At 36.3% G+C, this 15,695-nt stretch carries 15 protein-coding genes, 3 pseudogenes and 1 other annotated feature; of the genes and pseudogenes, 17 read left to right on the forward strand and 1 reads right to left on the reverse strand.

Annotated features, from left to right (window positions below):
• The first annotated feature begins 72 nt into the window (after positions 1-72).
• Positions 73-288: a binding site (T-box leader), on the forward strand.
• A gap of 48 nt (positions 289-336) precedes the next feature.
• From tyrS to ACVIJU_RS06495, 12 genes and pseudogenes are all read left to right on the forward strand, one after another.
• Positions 337-1,599: a tyrosine--tRNA ligase gene (gene tyrS, locus ACVIJU_RS06440; RefSeq protein ID WP_066248876.1), complete on the forward strand. Its 1,263-nt coding sequence runs from the start codon at positions 337-339 to the stop codon at positions 1,597-1,599.
• A 284-nt stretch (positions 1,600-1,883) separates the two neighbouring features.
• Complete coding sequence (locus ACVIJU_RS06445; RefSeq protein WP_066248873.1) at positions 1,884-2,264, forward strand: hypothetical protein; 381 nt, start codon at positions 1,884-1,886, stop codon at positions 2,262-2,264.
• 490 nt (positions 2,265-2,754) lie between these two features.
• Complete coding sequence (locus ACVIJU_RS06450) at positions 2,755-2,964, forward strand: hypothetical protein (RefSeq protein WP_130157325.1); 210 nt, start codon at positions 2,755-2,757, stop codon at positions 2,962-2,964.
• A 62-nt stretch (positions 2,965-3,026) separates the two neighbouring features.
• On the forward strand, positions 3,027-3,584 hold the full coding sequence (locus tag ACVIJU_RS06455; RefSeq protein WP_456687402.1) for a hypothetical protein: 558 nt from the start codon (positions 3,027-3,029) through the stop codon (positions 3,582-3,584).
• A gap of 145 nt (positions 3,585-3,729) precedes the next feature.
• A complete protein-coding gene (locus ACVIJU_RS06460) occupies positions 3,730-5,019 on the forward strand; it encodes a sugar transporter (protein WP_327863972.1) in 1,290 nt (429 codons plus the stop codon).
• Between the two features lie 3 nt (positions 5,020-5,022).
• Positions 5,023-5,694 carry an ABC transporter ATP-binding protein gene (locus ACVIJU_RS06465; protein ID WP_456687403.1) on the forward strand — a complete coding sequence of 224 codons (672 nt, stop codon included), beginning with the start codon at positions 5,023-5,025 and terminating at the stop codon, positions 5,692-5,694.
• A 189-nt stretch (positions 5,695-5,883) separates the two neighbouring features.
• The gene (locus ACVIJU_RS06470) at positions 5,884-6,228 is read left to right on the forward strand and encodes a stage II sporulation protein M (RefSeq protein ID WP_456687404.1); all 345 of its coding nucleotides are present in this window, start codon (positions 5,884-5,886) and stop codon (positions 6,226-6,228) included.
• A 925-nt stretch (positions 6,229-7,153) separates the two neighbouring features.
• Complete coding sequence (locus tag ACVIJU_RS06475; protein WP_066246758.1) at positions 7,154-7,390, forward strand: hypothetical protein; 237 nt, start codon at positions 7,154-7,156, stop codon at positions 7,388-7,390.
• Positions 7,391-7,694: 304 nt separating this feature from the next.
• Positions 7,695-8,771 (forward strand): annotated as a pseudogene (locus tag ACVIJU_RS06480) (RHS repeat domain-containing protein); the annotation flags it as partial.
• A gap of 20 nt (positions 8,772-8,791) precedes the next feature.
• Positions 8,792-9,130 (forward strand): Imm8 family immunity protein, encoded by a 339-nt coding sequence (locus ACVIJU_RS06485; RefSeq protein ID WP_456687405.1) that lies wholly within the window; start codon positions 8,792-8,794, stop codon positions 9,128-9,130.
• Positions 9,131-9,382: 252 nt separating this feature from the next.
• Positions 9,383-10,392: pseudogene (locus ACVIJU_RS06490) on the forward strand (RHS repeat domain-containing protein); the annotation flags it as partial.
• Between the two features lie 101 nt (positions 10,393-10,493).
• On the forward strand, positions 10,494-10,871 hold the full coding sequence (locus tag ACVIJU_RS06495; protein WP_456687406.1) for a hypothetical protein: 378 nt from the start codon (positions 10,494-10,496) through the stop codon (positions 10,869-10,871).
• 213 nt (positions 10,872-11,084) lie between these two features.
• On the opposite strand, the gene ACVIJU_RS06500 is transcribed toward ACVIJU_RS06495, so the two are convergent.
• Positions 11,085-12,241, reverse strand: a protein-coding gene (locus ACVIJU_RS06500; RefSeq protein ID WP_456687407.1) for an IS3 family transposase whose coding sequence is annotated in 2 segments (ribosomal slippage) — positions 11,085-11,980 and positions 11,980-12,241 — 1,158 coding nt in all. Because the reading frame shifts where the segments join, the coding sequence is not laid out codon by codon here.
• A 72-nt stretch (positions 12,242-12,313) separates the two neighbouring features.
• Between ACVIJU_RS06500 and ACVIJU_RS06505 the strand changes: the two genes are divergently transcribed.
• From ACVIJU_RS06505 to ACVIJU_RS06525, 5 genes and pseudogenes are all read left to right on the forward strand, one after another.
• Positions 12,314-12,547 carry an Imm32 family immunity protein gene (locus ACVIJU_RS06505; RefSeq protein ID WP_063387347.1) on the forward strand — a complete coding sequence of 78 codons (234 nt, stop codon included), beginning with the start codon at positions 12,314-12,316 and terminating at the stop codon, positions 12,545-12,547.
• Positions 12,548-12,993: 446 nt separating this feature from the next.
• Positions 12,994-13,155, forward strand: coding sequence for a hypothetical protein (locus ACVIJU_RS06510; protein WP_327856383.1), 162 nt, complete (start codon positions 12,994-12,996; stop codon positions 13,153-13,155).
• Between the two features lie 148 nt (positions 13,156-13,303).
• Entirely contained in the window at positions 13,304-13,960 is a 657-nt protein-coding gene (locus ACVIJU_RS06515; protein WP_456687408.1) for a hypothetical protein, read from the forward strand.
• Positions 13,961-14,612: 652 nt separating this feature from the next.
• Positions 14,613-15,017 (forward strand): annotated as a pseudogene (locus ACVIJU_RS06520) (RHS repeat-associated core domain-containing protein); the annotation flags it as partial.
• 272 nt (positions 15,018-15,289) lie between these two features.
• Complete coding sequence (locus ACVIJU_RS06525; protein WP_063387349.1) at positions 15,290-15,646, forward strand: YxiJ-like family protein; 357 nt, start codon at positions 15,290-15,292, stop codon at positions 15,644-15,646.
• The last annotated feature ends 49 nt before the right edge of the window (positions 15,647-15,695 follow it).

Consider the following 15,695-nt stretch of genomic DNA (forward strand, 5'->3'; position numbering starts at 1 on the left):
GACGCCCTCTGTTCTAATCTTAGTTGACAAAGGATGTCAATTATGCTAAAAATGTTTATTAATGAAAAAAATACTTGAGCGTTGATTGGAGAAAGTAGCAGGCATTTCCCTGTTTCAGAGAGCTGATGGCCGGTGCGAATCAGCACATAAATGCTTTGTGAATTACCTCCATGAGCATTCTTTGTGAAAGTGAAGTAGCAAAGGACGGTTTTAGCCGTTATCAGAATGAGTGAAGAACATGCAAATGTTCTTAAGCAGGGTGGTACCGCGTAATTATACGTCCCTTCATGAAGGGGCGTTTTTTATTTGGATAAAATTTGAAAAGGAGTGGGTTTGATGAATGCTTTGCTAGAAGATTTAAAATATCGCGGACTCATTAATCAAGTAACGGATGAAGAAGGATTAGATAAATTGTTGTCAGAGGAACAGGTGAAGCTGTACTGCGGTTTTGACCCGACGGCAGACAGCCTTCATATCGGGCATTTGCTGCCGATTTTAACGTTAAAAAGATTTCAAGAGGCAGGTCATCAACCGATTGCTCTTGTTGGCGGCGCAACAGGCTTGATCGGCGATCCAAGCGGAAAAAAACAGGAAAGAACATTAAATGAAAAAGAAACGGTGAAGCAGTGGTCAGAACGCATTAAGGAACAGCTTTCCCGCTTTTTGGATTTTGAAAAAGAAGGGAATCCGGCCATTTTGGCCAACAACTACGATTGGATCGGGCCATTGGATGTCATCACATTTTTGCGCGATATCGGCAAAAGCTTTGGCATAAACTACATGCTGGCGAAAGAAACCGTGCAGTCAAGAATTGAAACGGGCATTTCCTTTACGGAATTCAGCTACATGATTTTGCAATCGTACGATTTTTTAAAGCTGTACCAAACCTATGATTGCCGCTTGCAAATCGGCGGAAGCGACCAATGGGGAAATATTACGTCAGGACTTGAACTAATTCGAAAAACGGAAGAAAATGCGAAAGCATACGGTCTTACACTCCAGCTCGTCACGAAAGCCGACGGCACAAAATTCGGCAAAACGGAAGGAGGAGCCATCTGGCTCGATAAAGAAAAAACATCGCCTTACGAATTTTATCAATTTTGGATCAATACCGATGACCGGGATGTCATCAAATATTTAAAATATTTTACTTTCTTATCAAAAGAAGAAATTGAACAATTGGCAGAAGAAGTGAAAAATGCTCCTGAAAAACGGTCTGCGCAAAAAGCGTTAGCGGAAGAAGTGACAAAACTTGTCCATGGCGAAGAAGCACTCAAACAGGCAGTCAAAATTTCCGAAGCGCTGTTCAGCGGCAATATAAAAGCTTTAACAGCAGAAGAAATAAAACAAGGCTTTAAAGATGTGCCTTCGTATGAAACGACCGAAAATGAAATCGGATTAGTCGATTTATTGGTTCAAGCGAAAATTTCTCCATCGAAACGGCAGGCAAGAGAAGACATCGGAAACGGTGCGATTTACATTAACGGCGAACGGGTGCAGGAGCTTGATTATATTGTGTCTGAAAAAGACACCATCGAAGGTCAATTTGCTGTGATCCGCCGGGGCAAAAAGAAATATTTCTTAATTCATTTCAAATAATCATAAGCCTCTGCTCACACTTTAGGGGCCTATTAAAATCAATTGGAAAATATACGGGCGAGTGATTCTAAACGACCACCGCTCATACCCGTATTCTATTAAATAAGTCAAAAGCATCCCCCCTTCAATTGAATGGATTAATTTATTCATTGAAGGGGGGTTTTTTCGTACAAAAGAAGCGAAATTTGTCGAAAAATACAGAATTTTGTATGTCAAAAAATGTACCTAAATCTAGTTTTTATAAAGTATAATCAATTAACAAATTATTGAAAAGGAGGAATTATATGAAAATTAGTCGTTTAAAAAAATGGTTGATATGGGCAATTGTAAATCTGTTATTTTTCTCATCCGTTCCTTTAGACGTTTTCGCAGAAACCATTCATTCTAAAGACAACAACTCTACTGAAAGTCATTTACCGTCAAAAGTCCCGACCCCTAAAATTAACCTTAAACGAGGGGAAATCATTGAGGAACGGACAGAGAATACAAAAGTTTTTTACAATGGTGATGGCACATTTACCAAAAAGATTTATTTTGAGCCGATCCATATAAGGAAAAAGAAGGGGAAGCCATTTGAGGAAATTTCTCCTAATCTAAAATCGATAAATTTCTATTTCATCAACATTTATGAAGAAGATACGAAACTTTATTTACTTTCCATATAAACAGTGTTTTGTTTTCTTTTTCAAAATAAAGTTACAATCCATGCGAAATGATGTAAACGATCAGTAAATGTCACCTTATGATTTTGTGTCCATATTAAATTTTGGAATGTGTTATGGCCAAATCAGAGAATACCTATCTTTTTCTTTTGGTCTAGCAAAATGCTTTACACAAACTTTTAAACATTATTTGTTATTTAATAAAAATATTTACATATTTGGAAAAATAATTATAATTATTTTTGAAAGTGCTATGATGGAATATTTTAATAAATAAATTGTGTAATTCTGATTTGTAAGTGTAATACTATAGCATTCTAGCAGACAACTGTATAAGTTAATTTTATTAATGTAATTAATCTGACTTGCTTTATGTCATTATATTTGCGTTAGGTCTGCTCAACTATTTTATATAATTGAGCGGATCCGAATCTTATTTTTGAGTGCCTCCACATAATTTATAGATTAATGAATAACGAATGAATTGAATATAATGGAAAAAGTTTTGATTAGACAACTTACAGGTGTTAGTTTAAGCACTGCAGGGGTTATTCTGGATTATTTGGATTGGATTTCTTACGCATCATTATTACTGACTCTAACTGGACTTGGAGCTGCTGCATCAGCAGCAGTTTGGTCTTATCGTGCTACAATTTTGGCACTATCCAGATCGGGTAAAAGAGCAGCAGCAAAAGCACTTTAATAGAAATATAGTAAAGAAGGTAGTGTGTGGGGCACTAACTTCTTTATATGAAGGGGATAAATATGTTGCTTATATTAAAACGTCAAGGATTAATCAATACGCTTTCTTTTTTTCTATTGTCTCTGATATTGGTTGCCAATACTTTTTTTTCAATCAGGCAATTTGGGATCATTGAACAATTTAACGAAATCCAAAAAAACTTACCTTTATTTACCGAAGCATTTGTTATTGTCTTTATAACTTCGGTGCAATTGATAGCGGGTATAACAGTTGTAATAATGGAAACACTATTTGTTACTTTTGTAGCAACTTTCATGACTAAAAAGAAATTAAAATTTAGCAACTATATATTTCCAATCCTTTTAGCGAATATCTTTTCAACACTATTAAATATGACTATTATTAAGGCTATCGGTCTTAATGATATGCAAAACATTCCATGGCTGATCTGGTCGCCAGTCTCACAAATATTGTTGGCAGTTTTTATTTATATATTTTTTTCGATTATTGATAAGTCTATATCGAACAACGTAAAAATCAAATTAGGGGTTCTTATATTTTCGGTATTGTATGGTGTACCACTTATTATACATACATTGATAAATGCTACATTTTTTTAATAATTTGGGGAAGGTGTAAAAGAATATGGAAAAATATTTTAAGTTGAAGATGATGGTCGTATTCGCCATTTCAGTTATTTGTGTATTGGTAAGCGTTATCACAGTGATAAGAATCATCGGGAAAATGTTAGGGAATTGAGGACAGATGAAGTATTTCAAATATAAACGTTTAATAAAAAAAAGAAAAGCAATTTCCAATATAGAGATTTTCTACAGATCTATTTTCAATGAGTTTTCTGAAGCAGATAAAAAAATATTGCTGTCCGTATTATACAAAATAAATCAGGTTATTAATTTTATGTCAAAAATAGCACCAATTTTTGTTTACTCGCTCATTTATTATTTTCATTCCTATTTAGAACCTTTTATAAATCCTTTGTATGTCGCAACAATCTATTTAATTTTTAGCCTTTGGTCCACAGATATCAATAATGATGATTATGATCCTCAGGAAATGGAAAATGTTTCTGAATGGATGTATAAAGCCCGAAAAAATAAATTCAAGTTGCTAATCCTGGAAAGATTGGCATTAACATTTGGAACAAGCATTCTTTTTTACTGCATTTTTATCTTTATTTATATGGAAAAAATGAATGTTAGCTACGTAATAATCTTTTTATATGAGATTTTCGGAATCATTGCTGCCGTTCTTACAATTCTTTTAAAATTCTATTGGAGTAATCATCAGATTTTATTTTTATTTTTTCACGGGCCAAACGATATGAAGCGGAAAGAACATTTCATAAGATATCAATATGATCCGCAATTAGATAAGTACCTGATTGCTTTGTCCAGGTCCGTTCAAAATAGAACCTACTATTTATATATATTTTATATTTATCTATTCGCAGCAATTTTACCATTTATAATATGGTTTATAACTTATCATTTTGGTGTTCATCAGTTCATTATCCTAACTGTTTATTTAGCAGTTGAAAGCGTGATGATCAGTTTTATATCCCAGGGAATCATAAATAGTTCAAAGATGTTAAATAACTCAAATTTAAGTGATTACTATTATATAAAGAAGTTTGATAAGAAAAAATACTATGAGAATTTACTTTCTAAATTTCTTTCCAGAAAACTCTTTGTTATCCTGCTCAGCTATTATCTTGGTTTATTCGTACTTTACGGATTTTCGTCCGTTACTGCCATCATTGGCTTATGTTCAACCGTTATCTACTTCAGCACAATACAGATCATTACAAAAAGAGTCTTTCGATTTAAAAAATTATCATTAGAAGAAATCAAAGACAATTTTTTTATTTATTTTTTCAGTCCAATAGAAGATCTGTTTATAATTGGATTTCCTTTAATTATTAGCAGTGCTGTCGCTATTTATTCGATAAAATCAGGAAGTGTCTATCATATAATCATGTGCTTTTTTATATACTCTATTTTTTTATTATTTTATAACTTTCTTAAAGAGAGGTAAAAAATGCTTGAGTTAATAAACATTAAGAAAAGATATGGAGATTCACCTTATATTTTTGATGGTATAAATTTGAAAATTGATAAAAAAAGTATTGTGGAATTACTGGGTGAAAATGGTATCGGTAAATCAACTTTACTGAATACCATTGGCGGAATGACCAAATTCGAGGGTGACATCAAGTTAAATGGAATTTCATTAAAAGACAATTTCAAAAAGTATATGGAAGGAGTTTCATTAATTGGTAATACACCTTTTTTATATGAATATTTAACTCCTTCCGAAACTATAGATATGATCTTGTCCTTCTTGAATAAAAAAAGATTGGACGAGACTCTTGGTGCTCTCATGGAAGAAATTGGGCTCCATAAATATAAAGATACACTAACACGGGAACTATCATTGGGTACAAGACAAAAACTGTCATTAATACTTGCACTTCTTTCTTCGCCTGATTTGATTCTGCTTGATGAACCTTTTGTAAATTTAGATGTTCATTCTAGAAAAGTCATTCTCGATTTTTTGAAGAATTACGTCGTTCAAAACAAAGCAATTTTAATTTATGCAACTCATTCAACAGACATATATTTATCTGATTTTTCAAATAAAACGATAAGGTTAAGAAGAGATGATCTGTTTGATAAGGTGGTATTAGAGAGTGGTACCCGTGAAATTTAAAATATTTAGTATTTGTTTTTTAGTTAGTTCGTTAACGGGAATCATATTTTTCTTTTTAGGTTTTTTGTTATTACCTAATGAGCAGTTTAACCCGGACTTGCATCCTTCTTTTAAAAAGATTTTTTTTACGAACTTTGAAATACATATTCATACCATTTTTTCTCAATCATTAGTTTCGGATTGTTTTCTTTGATTTTTCTCTTCCAGCAGTTTTTTTATTTAGGATTTATTTTCCATAGCTTGGTAGAAAAAACTAGCTTAAAAACAGCATATTCCTTTTTCGCCGGGCATGGAATAATCGAAGTTATAAATATGTTTTTTACGGCATCAATAGGTTTATATGTTACTGTAAACATTTTTAATATGATAAAAAAAAAGGAATTTGGTAGGAAGTCATTTATCAGTTTGGGAAAAAATCTTTTTATACTTTTGATCATAGATATATTGCTTTTATTAATTGCCGCACTGTTGGAAACATATTTATCTCCGTTATTAGTCGATAAAAGTAATATAAATCATCTTTACCATCATTAAATTGGCATTGTTTAATTTCGGTAACATCAAAGATTTCGTATAAACCTTCATATGCAAGCAGCTGGCATTGAGGGAAGAGGCAAAGGTGGCGCGCCTGCTCAACAAGGCGCCGTTTCCTAAACCAAGAACATTCCAGTGGAATGAGAAGATCCATCTGGCTCCTCAGTTGGATGCTAGGGAACTGTGCAGCCTGCGCTTCATTGGCAATTGCGAGAATGTCATCCTGCCTGCTCCTCGGCACAGGAAAAACCCATTTAGCAACATGTCTGCACCCAGTTTTAACATTTACTTCCTTATATCTTTGCATTTGTAGTATGTCATCAACGGATAAAATCCCCAATAACAGCGGTTTAAAATTCCCCAAAAATGACAGATAATCGTTTCAAAACGACATCTTGGATGAGGGGAGAAACGATGCTGAAGATTGGGGAGTTTTTTATGATTCGAGAGTTGTATCAGAAAGGCTGGACTCAAACAGCGATTGCCAAAAAAGTTACGAGGATTTGCCGAAGCGCATGAAGCCCTTCAACGAATGTTTGAAGAACGTTATTGTTAACCAAATATTGTTCCTTTGCCGTTGGCGTGGGACTGGTTGGCGGTGCGGCGTTTAAAGGTGCCAAAATTGCGTATAGGGTGTATAAAGCTAGACGGGCTCTAAATTTTGCTAAAGTTACTAGAAAGGCTGTAGCTGGAAAAATAACAAGATATACTAAACATGGTTTAGCACAGGCTATGCAAAGAGATGGTGGTAGAGGAGTGGCTCCTAAAGCTATTCTAGATGCAACTAGAAACCCAAAAAAAAGTGGTTCAACAGTCAGGAGGAAGAACGAAATATGTGGGTAAGAATGCGGTTGTAGTTCTAAATAAGAACGGAAAAATAATTACTACTTACGCAAAGGGCTCAAAAGGTATAAGGAGGAAGTAAATGTTAAAGCTAAGCGCAGATATGTTACTTTTATTAAGAGAATGCTTGGAATCCCGTAGACCCGACCTTCTGTGGGTTTTAAATAATGAAATTAATATAAATGAAACTTTAGGTAACGAATTGAGAGATATTGTAAATGAAGAGTTTTTGGAAAAAGGATTAAATGATGATGAACCAAATGAGCTGGGGATAAAATTAGAGAGATTAATAGACGAAATTGGAAGGTGTTTTATGTAAGTATGTCTGTTTAAAAGGTGAAATTTCTCAGATTTACGATTTATAATCGTGAATAATCCTTAGAAGACAAATTCTCTTGAGGTTTTTCGATTAGGGTAATAGGTATGTGTCGAAAGAGAACGTGGCATGAGACTGTGGATCATAATGGTAGAATTAGACAGGTTAGACCTGATACTAAATTTACTGGTGGTGCCAAGGTTCACTATCGTTTTGATAAGAATGGGAACTATTTTGGAAAGTGGTGAAAAAATGAGACAACCAACAAAAGAGGAAGTGGTTGATAAACTGAAAATGATTTTACAAGGTCACGTACGATGCGAAGGGCAACCGGACCGAAGACGGTGAGTACCAATATGAATGGAACGAAGCCGATCAGCTTGTCGCTATCACTCGAAAAGGCGAAAGCACGCCGTTTGTCACCACCAAATACGACGAAGACGGCCGCCGCATTCAAAAGACCGTGGGTGGCGTTGTGACGAACTACCACTACCAAGGCGACAGCCTCAACGTCTTATATGAAACCGACGCGAGCGGAAATGTGGTAAGATCGTATATATACGGAGAAAACGGCCAACTGTTGGCGATGAAAAAAGGTAGTGCCACCTACTTCTACCACTACAACGCGCATGGCGATGTCATTGCTTTGACGGATGCCCAAGGAAACATTGCCGCGCGCTATCAATACGATACGTGGGGAAATATTTTTTCCCAATCCGGTTCCTTGGCCGACGAAAACCCATACCGATATGCGGGATACCAATATGACCGAGAAACGGGTCTATACTACCTGATTGCCCGTTACTACCACCCAACGCATGGCGTGTTCTTATCGTTAGATCCAGGAGATTCGGATGATATCCTCACACAAAACGGTTATACGTACGCGAACAACAACCCAGTCATGTTGGTCGATCCGGATGGGCATTGGGTATGGATGGCCATCAATGCGGGATTTGCGGCGTATGATGGGTATAAGGCCTTTAAAAAAGGCGGTTGGAAAGCGGCGGCGATTGCCGTTGGCGTGGGACTGGTTGGCGGTGCTGCTTTTAAAGCGTATAGAATTTATAAAGCAAAAGAAACAGCCAAGATTATGAAGATTTTATTGGCGGCTAAGCATGGAAAAGGTAACACTACTGTAGAAGTAGGTAGAGTAAGTAAGAGACTAGCAAAAAAGGCTGGGAAAGCATGGGGTGGACCAGGGGCTAAGCCACTTTACAAAAATGGTAAATGGATAGGATATAGAAGTAAAGATAAATCTAAAGTATTTAGAATGCAGTATAAGAAAACAAGAAGGGTATATCAAGCGAATTTTGAGGAATTTTATAAGAGTCCTATCAACAAAAAGACATATAAGTTACGAAATGCACACCTTAATTTTTAGCATGGAGGAGAGACATATAAATGATAATTCCTGAATTATTTTGTTTAACGATAATGGATGAAGACTGGGGAGAGGAGGTTGATGATTTTTGGATAGAAATTGAAGCGGATATTGGTATCAAGGGGGACTCAGATTCTACTGAAGTATTTACTATTTATGTTACAAGTCCAAAAAGGTTAGGGGATATGGTGGAAAAGTCAGGATTGGAGATAGCTAGAGGATTGTTTATAATGAAAGACTTTAATATAAAAAGTGTAGAGAATCGTCTCAAAAAAATACTTGCCCATTGTTCAAGAAAAACGTGGAACGAAACAGCTTTAGTTATTAGTCGGTACGCTATTTGGGAGTATGAAAACTAAAACGAAGTATAATTGGGAATTTTTTAGATATACAAATCCAATCTATTTTCCTAATATGTCGTCTTGTTAACGTAGGGGTACTTTAAAGATAGAATTTTTCAAACCTATCTTGACAGAAACACAGAATATTGATGAAGCCTTTTTATGAAAAATTTTTGTTTAGAACTCACGACCTACTTTAAGGTTTGTGAGCTTTTATTATCTCAGAGTGAGAAAGAATAACAACTAATAGAGAAATGTAGCCAAACAAAAAACATTGATTATGACGGAGAGAAAAACATCCGCACCTTCACGACAGGAAACGGAGCCGGTTCAACCTTTATATATGATGATCGTGGCCTCGTCGAAAACGTATCGGTTGGTACAGCGGACGGAAAAGAAATACTGTCCGAAACGTACCGTTATGATGAAAACGGCAATCGGACGAAAGTGGAATTCCCAACAGGAAAAGCAATCGATTACCGTTATGATGAGCTGGATCAATTAGTGGAAGAAGAGCTTCCAGATGGAACGAAGATCGAGTATACGTATGATGGATTCGGCAACCGGACGAAAGTCGTGAAAACAAAGGGTGGGCAGTCGACGACGACCAATGCCGATTATAACGAGGCCAATCAGCTTATTCGGTTTGGCAGCGAAACGATGAGGTACGATGCCAACGGCAACCGATTGGAAGACGGCCAGTATCGATATGAATGGAACGAAGCGGATCAATTGGTTTCGATTACAAGAAAAGGCGAAAGCACGCCGTTTGTCACATACAAATACGACGAAGACGACCGCCGCATTCAAAAGAACGTGAATGGCGTTGTGACGAACTACCACTACCAAGGCGACAGCCTCAACGTTCTGTATGAAACCGATGCGAGCGGAAATGTGGTAAGATCGTATGTATACGGAGAAAACGGCCAGCTCTTGGCGATGAAAAAGGCAATGCCACCTACTTCTACCACTACAACGCGCATGGCGATGTCATTGCTTTGACGGATGCCCAAGGAAACCTTGCCGCGCGCTATCAATACGATACATGGGGCAAGATTCTTTCCCAATCGGGGGATATGGCAGCAGAAAACCCATATCGCTATGCAGGATATCAATATGACAACGAAACAGGTCTATACTACCTGATCGCCCGATACTATCACCCAGAGCATGGCGTGTTCTTATCGTTAGATCCAGATCCAGGAGATTCGGACGATATCCTTACACAGAACGGCTATACGTATGCGAACAACAATCCGGTGATGTTGGTCGATCCGGATAGAGATCCGACCTAGGGGATGCGGATAACATTCTTACACAGAATGGGTATGCGAACAACAATCCAGTGATGTTGGTGGATCCGGATGGGCATTTTGTGTGGATGGCGATTAATGCGGGATTTGCGGCGTATGATGGGTATAAAGCCTTTAAAAAAGGCGGTTGGAAAGCGGCGGCGATTGCCGTTGGTGTGGGACTGGTTGGCGGTGCTGCGTTTAAAGGTGCCAAAATTGCGTATAGGGTGTATAAAGCTAGACGGGCTCAAAGGTTTTTAAAAGGATTAGGTAACCCATTTAAAGGAAAAACTTTCAAAGAGATAGAAGACATGTTTATAAAAAAAGGTTTTGAAAAACGAGGTTCAGACCCATTAAATGGTAAGGGTGGATATGTAAATCCTAAAACAAGACGTTCCTACTATCTAGATAAGGGGGACACTATAAAAAAGGTTATGAGCCTCCACACGTTGATGTCAATAGGTTAAAGGGTAGTAAAAGAAAAAAGAAAAAATACTTTTTAAAATAGCTTTGGAGGTATATAATGATATTAGGTCAATAAAGTAGACACAAAAATTTATAGATTTTTTTTCGCAGCTACCGCGCTATCGCTTGGTGGCCTTTTAAAAATAATTACGACGTTGTCCTAATTATTTTTAAAAGGTAAATTTTCGGGTCTAACTATTCTATTAATATGTTCATTAAGCTCCCTTTTTATAGTACATACGTTCGTATTCAGATGGCGAAAAATACTCTGTTGCGGAGTGAATACGTTTATTATTGTAAAATATTTCTATATACTCAAATATGCTCTTTTTTGCTTCCTCCCTTGTTTTATAACGAGTCTGATAGATTAGTTCTTTTTTTATAACCCCATGAAATGATTCAATACAAGCGTTGTCATAACAATTTCCTTTGCGGCTCATGCTACATTTCATTCCGTATTCCATTAGCTTAGCTTGATAGTCATTTGAAGCATATTGACTCCCTCGATCAGAATGATGGAGGATAGAACCCTGTGGTTGTTGACGCTGATAGGCTTGCTTTAAAGCACTTAACACTAGCTCCTTTTTCATGGAACAGTCTATATGCCAGCCGACTATTTTCCTTGAATACAAATCCATCATACTAGCTAGATAAAGCCAACCTTCATCCGTTGGAATGTATGTGATATCAGCTACCCATACTTCATTTGGTTTCGTAACAGTAAAATGTTGGTTTAAGACATTTTCGTGGACCGGATGGTTATGTTTTGAGTTAGTGGTAGCCTTATGCTTTTTCACGGTACGAGACTTCATTCCCTCTTTGTTCATTATGCGGGAAACCGTCTTCTGTGAAACCTTAATGCCTTCATGATTAAGCTTTTTGGCAACCTTTGGACTCCCATACAGTTGGCGAGATTCGATATACACACGACGCACTTCCTGCGTCAATTCTTCTCGACGCTCTTGTCTAGCACTTTTGGGACGATCACGCCATTTATAATAACCGCTTCGAGAAACTTTCAATACTTCGCACATCTTCTCCAATCGGTAATCGAAGCGATGCTCATGGATAAATGAATCTTTTACCGATGGTCTTTCGCGAAGAAGTGCATCGCCTTTTTTAAGATGGAGTTTTCCTCCTCCAGATCCCGAATACGTTTCTTCAGTTCACGAACTTCGTGGTCTTCGGATCGAAACGTTTGGGTTTCTGTTATTTCAGGTTCTTGCTTATATTTTTTCATCCAGCCGTGAAGAGTATTTTCGTTAATTTTGAGCTCACGAGCCACTTGTGCAACAGATTTCGCTTCCTCCAAAATATAACGAACAGTTTGAAGCTTAAAGTCTTCCTCGTACCGCCTTTGTTTTTTTGTCATGTAGACACCTCATTTTTCAGTCTATTATTACTATAATAATCTGTGTCTACTTTTTAGTCTAACATCAATAAATTGCAAAAACATCTATTATCCTTTGAATATGACAGTGATGGAGAAAAACTTGAAATCCATGCAAATGAAAAAGGCTTGAGATACTTAAAAGAACAAATTGAAATCCTTTTAGAGCATAAGCAAGGACTTCATTTAATGACACCAAGTTGGGGAGGAGAGGAGCTAACAGAAGAACAGCAAGGAAAGGATAATATTTTAATACATCATGTGAAAATCTTTCACTGGGGCGATTAATCGCATCATACCTTGAGAAAGTAAGTTCTTTTTTATGAAGTGTAGCACTGAATCAACTGGTACCGTTAAGAATTTTGTGTAATGCAAGATAGATGGAGTATCTCTGAAATGGATTTGGAATGAATAGGGGGATGTGTCCCATACCCGTCAAGTTTAGTGTTGTAAATTTTTAAGACCATACTTGTAAATTAGCACATGATTTCAGAATCCCTTTTTCAAATTATTTCGGACAGCTTCGGAAATCATGTGCAAATTTTTTGCGGAGTATTTCGGATTTTGTACAGTGTTTCTAAACGTTTTGCACATTTTTTCGGATAACTATTTCTAGTACGCCTGATGAACGGATGAAAAGAAGAAACACCGAAGGAGCGGATTCGGCCCCTTCGGTGTTAATACTCCATTTCCCCCGCCATGCGCACCAATTTTTTGACTAAGGTGCTAGGCACGTGTCGAGTGATGAACTCGATCAGTTGGAGACCGAACAATGCCCGGATGGAACGACCATCGAGTATACGTATGATGGATTCGGGAAACGGACGAAAGTCGTGAAAACAAAGGATGGACAGTCGACGACGATCACGGCTGATTATAATGCGGTGAATCAGTAGATATTATGCACGAATTGTTAAGAGAAATATTTATGGAAGAGAGAATGCCCTAAAGTGGGAAAGAGGAAGAGCTTATGCAGTGAGAAAGGCTGGGGGCAACATGTATCTTCACGTCAGACCTTAACTGCATAAAAAAAGGAGGAAAGCTATGTTACTAAAAACATTTCTGTTATTAGGTGAAGAAGGGATAACTGATGTTAAAAAAAGCTTTTCCTTTCAAACTAGATGCATGACCAAATTGTATGAAAGAGTCTTTGATAAAAAATATAAAACTGTTGATTGTAGGCAATTAAATTTCCATTGTGGTAATTATCCCGAAATAAAACTATTAGAATGTTTTGATGGTTTCTGTCAAGTTTTAGTACCATATAATGTTGAAGAATTTCTCAAGTATCCAGATAACAAGAAGAAAGTAGAAATTTTAGAACTGTTAAAAAATAGCCTCGATTTCGTTATTAGGGAGAAAAATTGGGATCCTGATCCTTTTCAAGAAGCTTATGAGAGAGTAAAGGAGTTAAACTATATTAATGAATTTATATGGGATAAACTAAAATTTAGTCCAAATAGAAAATATAAAGCTGAGGTAATTTGCAATCACGATCTATATGATTTTACACTAAAGATAGTGATTAAAGATAGAAATGGTAAAGTATTGCATGAAAAAGAAATAGTATCAACTGAACCGGATGAACTTATTTATGATAGGTTTTTAGGTCATTTACAGTGGATAAGCGATGATGAGATAGCCCTTTACGAGAAATATTCAAAGCGATATGTCTCTGTAAAATTATCAGAAGTATTATAAAGAGTATTTTATGGATATAGTTAAGTAATATTTCACACTTGGGCAGTTAGAAATTTTTTAGAAGGACATAATTCGTCCTTCTGATTTTTTACTCTTAGGAAAAAGGCAATGCGACATACTTTTGAATAAAGATAGAAGGAAGTAAAGAGATAGAAGATGAATCTTGAACAATTAATAGGGCTTCTAAGGATAGGCCATGAAAAAAATAGAATTCACTTATAAGGGCGAACGTTATTCAATCACTGATACTCAAAGAGGCATTTGTCGTACACAGTACTATGATTTACAACATCAAGTATATAAAAATTTAGAGCATCTTATAAATAAGCACTAATCGGTAAAGAAAAATTAAAAGATATTATTTCTGAAATTCAAGTGATTAATATTTTTTAATTATCTAAAAAGATAAAGGATATTGTAATAATTACTATGTTGAGTGTTCGAAATTTATAATGATTTCTTTATAATACGTAGACAATTAAATTTTTATTAAAAAATAGAGAGACTTAGGCTAATGGATAAAAAACCGCCAAAATGATTATTGTATAAGTAAGTATAAATGATGGCTGCCTATGTTGTGATTGGACATTTCGGGCAGCCGTTTTCCTAAAGGAAGAGTTTGTGTAAAATAATTCCCGCTTGTTAATCAACTGGTACCTCATATGACAACGAAACGGGTCTATACTACTTGATCGCCCGCTACTACCATCCCACGCACGGCGTGTTCCTGTCGCTCGACCCCGCCCCGGGCGTTGCGGATGACCTCTTGACACAAAACGGGTATGCGTATGCGAACAACAACCCGGTGATGCTGGTCGATCCGGATGGGCATTTTTTCTGATTGGCGGTTAACGCCGGATTTGCGGCGTATGATGGGTATAAGGCATTTAAAAAAGGCGGTTGGAAAGCGGCGGCGATTGCAGTAGGCGTAGGGCTTGTTGGTGGTGCTGCATTTAAGGCATTTCGAGCAGCACAAGCAGCAAAGGGTCTCGCACGGTTTTGGTATAAAGGTACCTTTAAAAATAGTATAGAATCGCTAGCATATCATCATAACTAACATGTCGTTAGAAAGGGACGCTCCTATAGTCCAGAAAGATACACAAAACTAGCGAGAGCATTCTATCGTTCAAATAAACATTTGCGAGAAGAAGTGACACTATCTACAGGCAAAAAAGGATATAGAATTAAGAAAGGAAAGGTTGGAGGTTATTATACCAAAAGAGGGAAAATAGTGACATTTTGGCATAACGGTTGGAAACTCAAGAAAAAGTAGAAATATGAATATTATCATTTTTAACATAGTTAAAGAGAGAAAGAGGTGAACAATTTATGAAGGTTAATCACGATGTAATATTAGAACTTGAAAAAATGAGTATATTATTAAACAATGATTTTCCCTCAGAAGATATAGAAAGAATTGAAAATACCATTTTTAAAGATAATGATAAATACTGTTTGACAGGGGACTTTGACAGCTTTTGTTCATTAATAAGTGGAAGTTTAAGTTATGTCCTTGCTCATAAAAAGATACCTAGGTATCAAAGAAAATTGTTGTATAAAGATTTTTTTGCTTTGTATCCTTATTACGAACCTTTAAGGAAATATTTAAACAAATTCCCCCATTTTTCCGAAGAATTACAAGTTCACGAAAGGGTTCGGGAATTACTTTTAGAAGTATTACGCTAACCAGAGAAAAGTAGCTGCCTAAATTCAGCTATTTCTCTCTGTTTAACGT

The sequence above is a fragment of the Aeribacillus sp. SP014 genome, assembly GCF_054055575.1.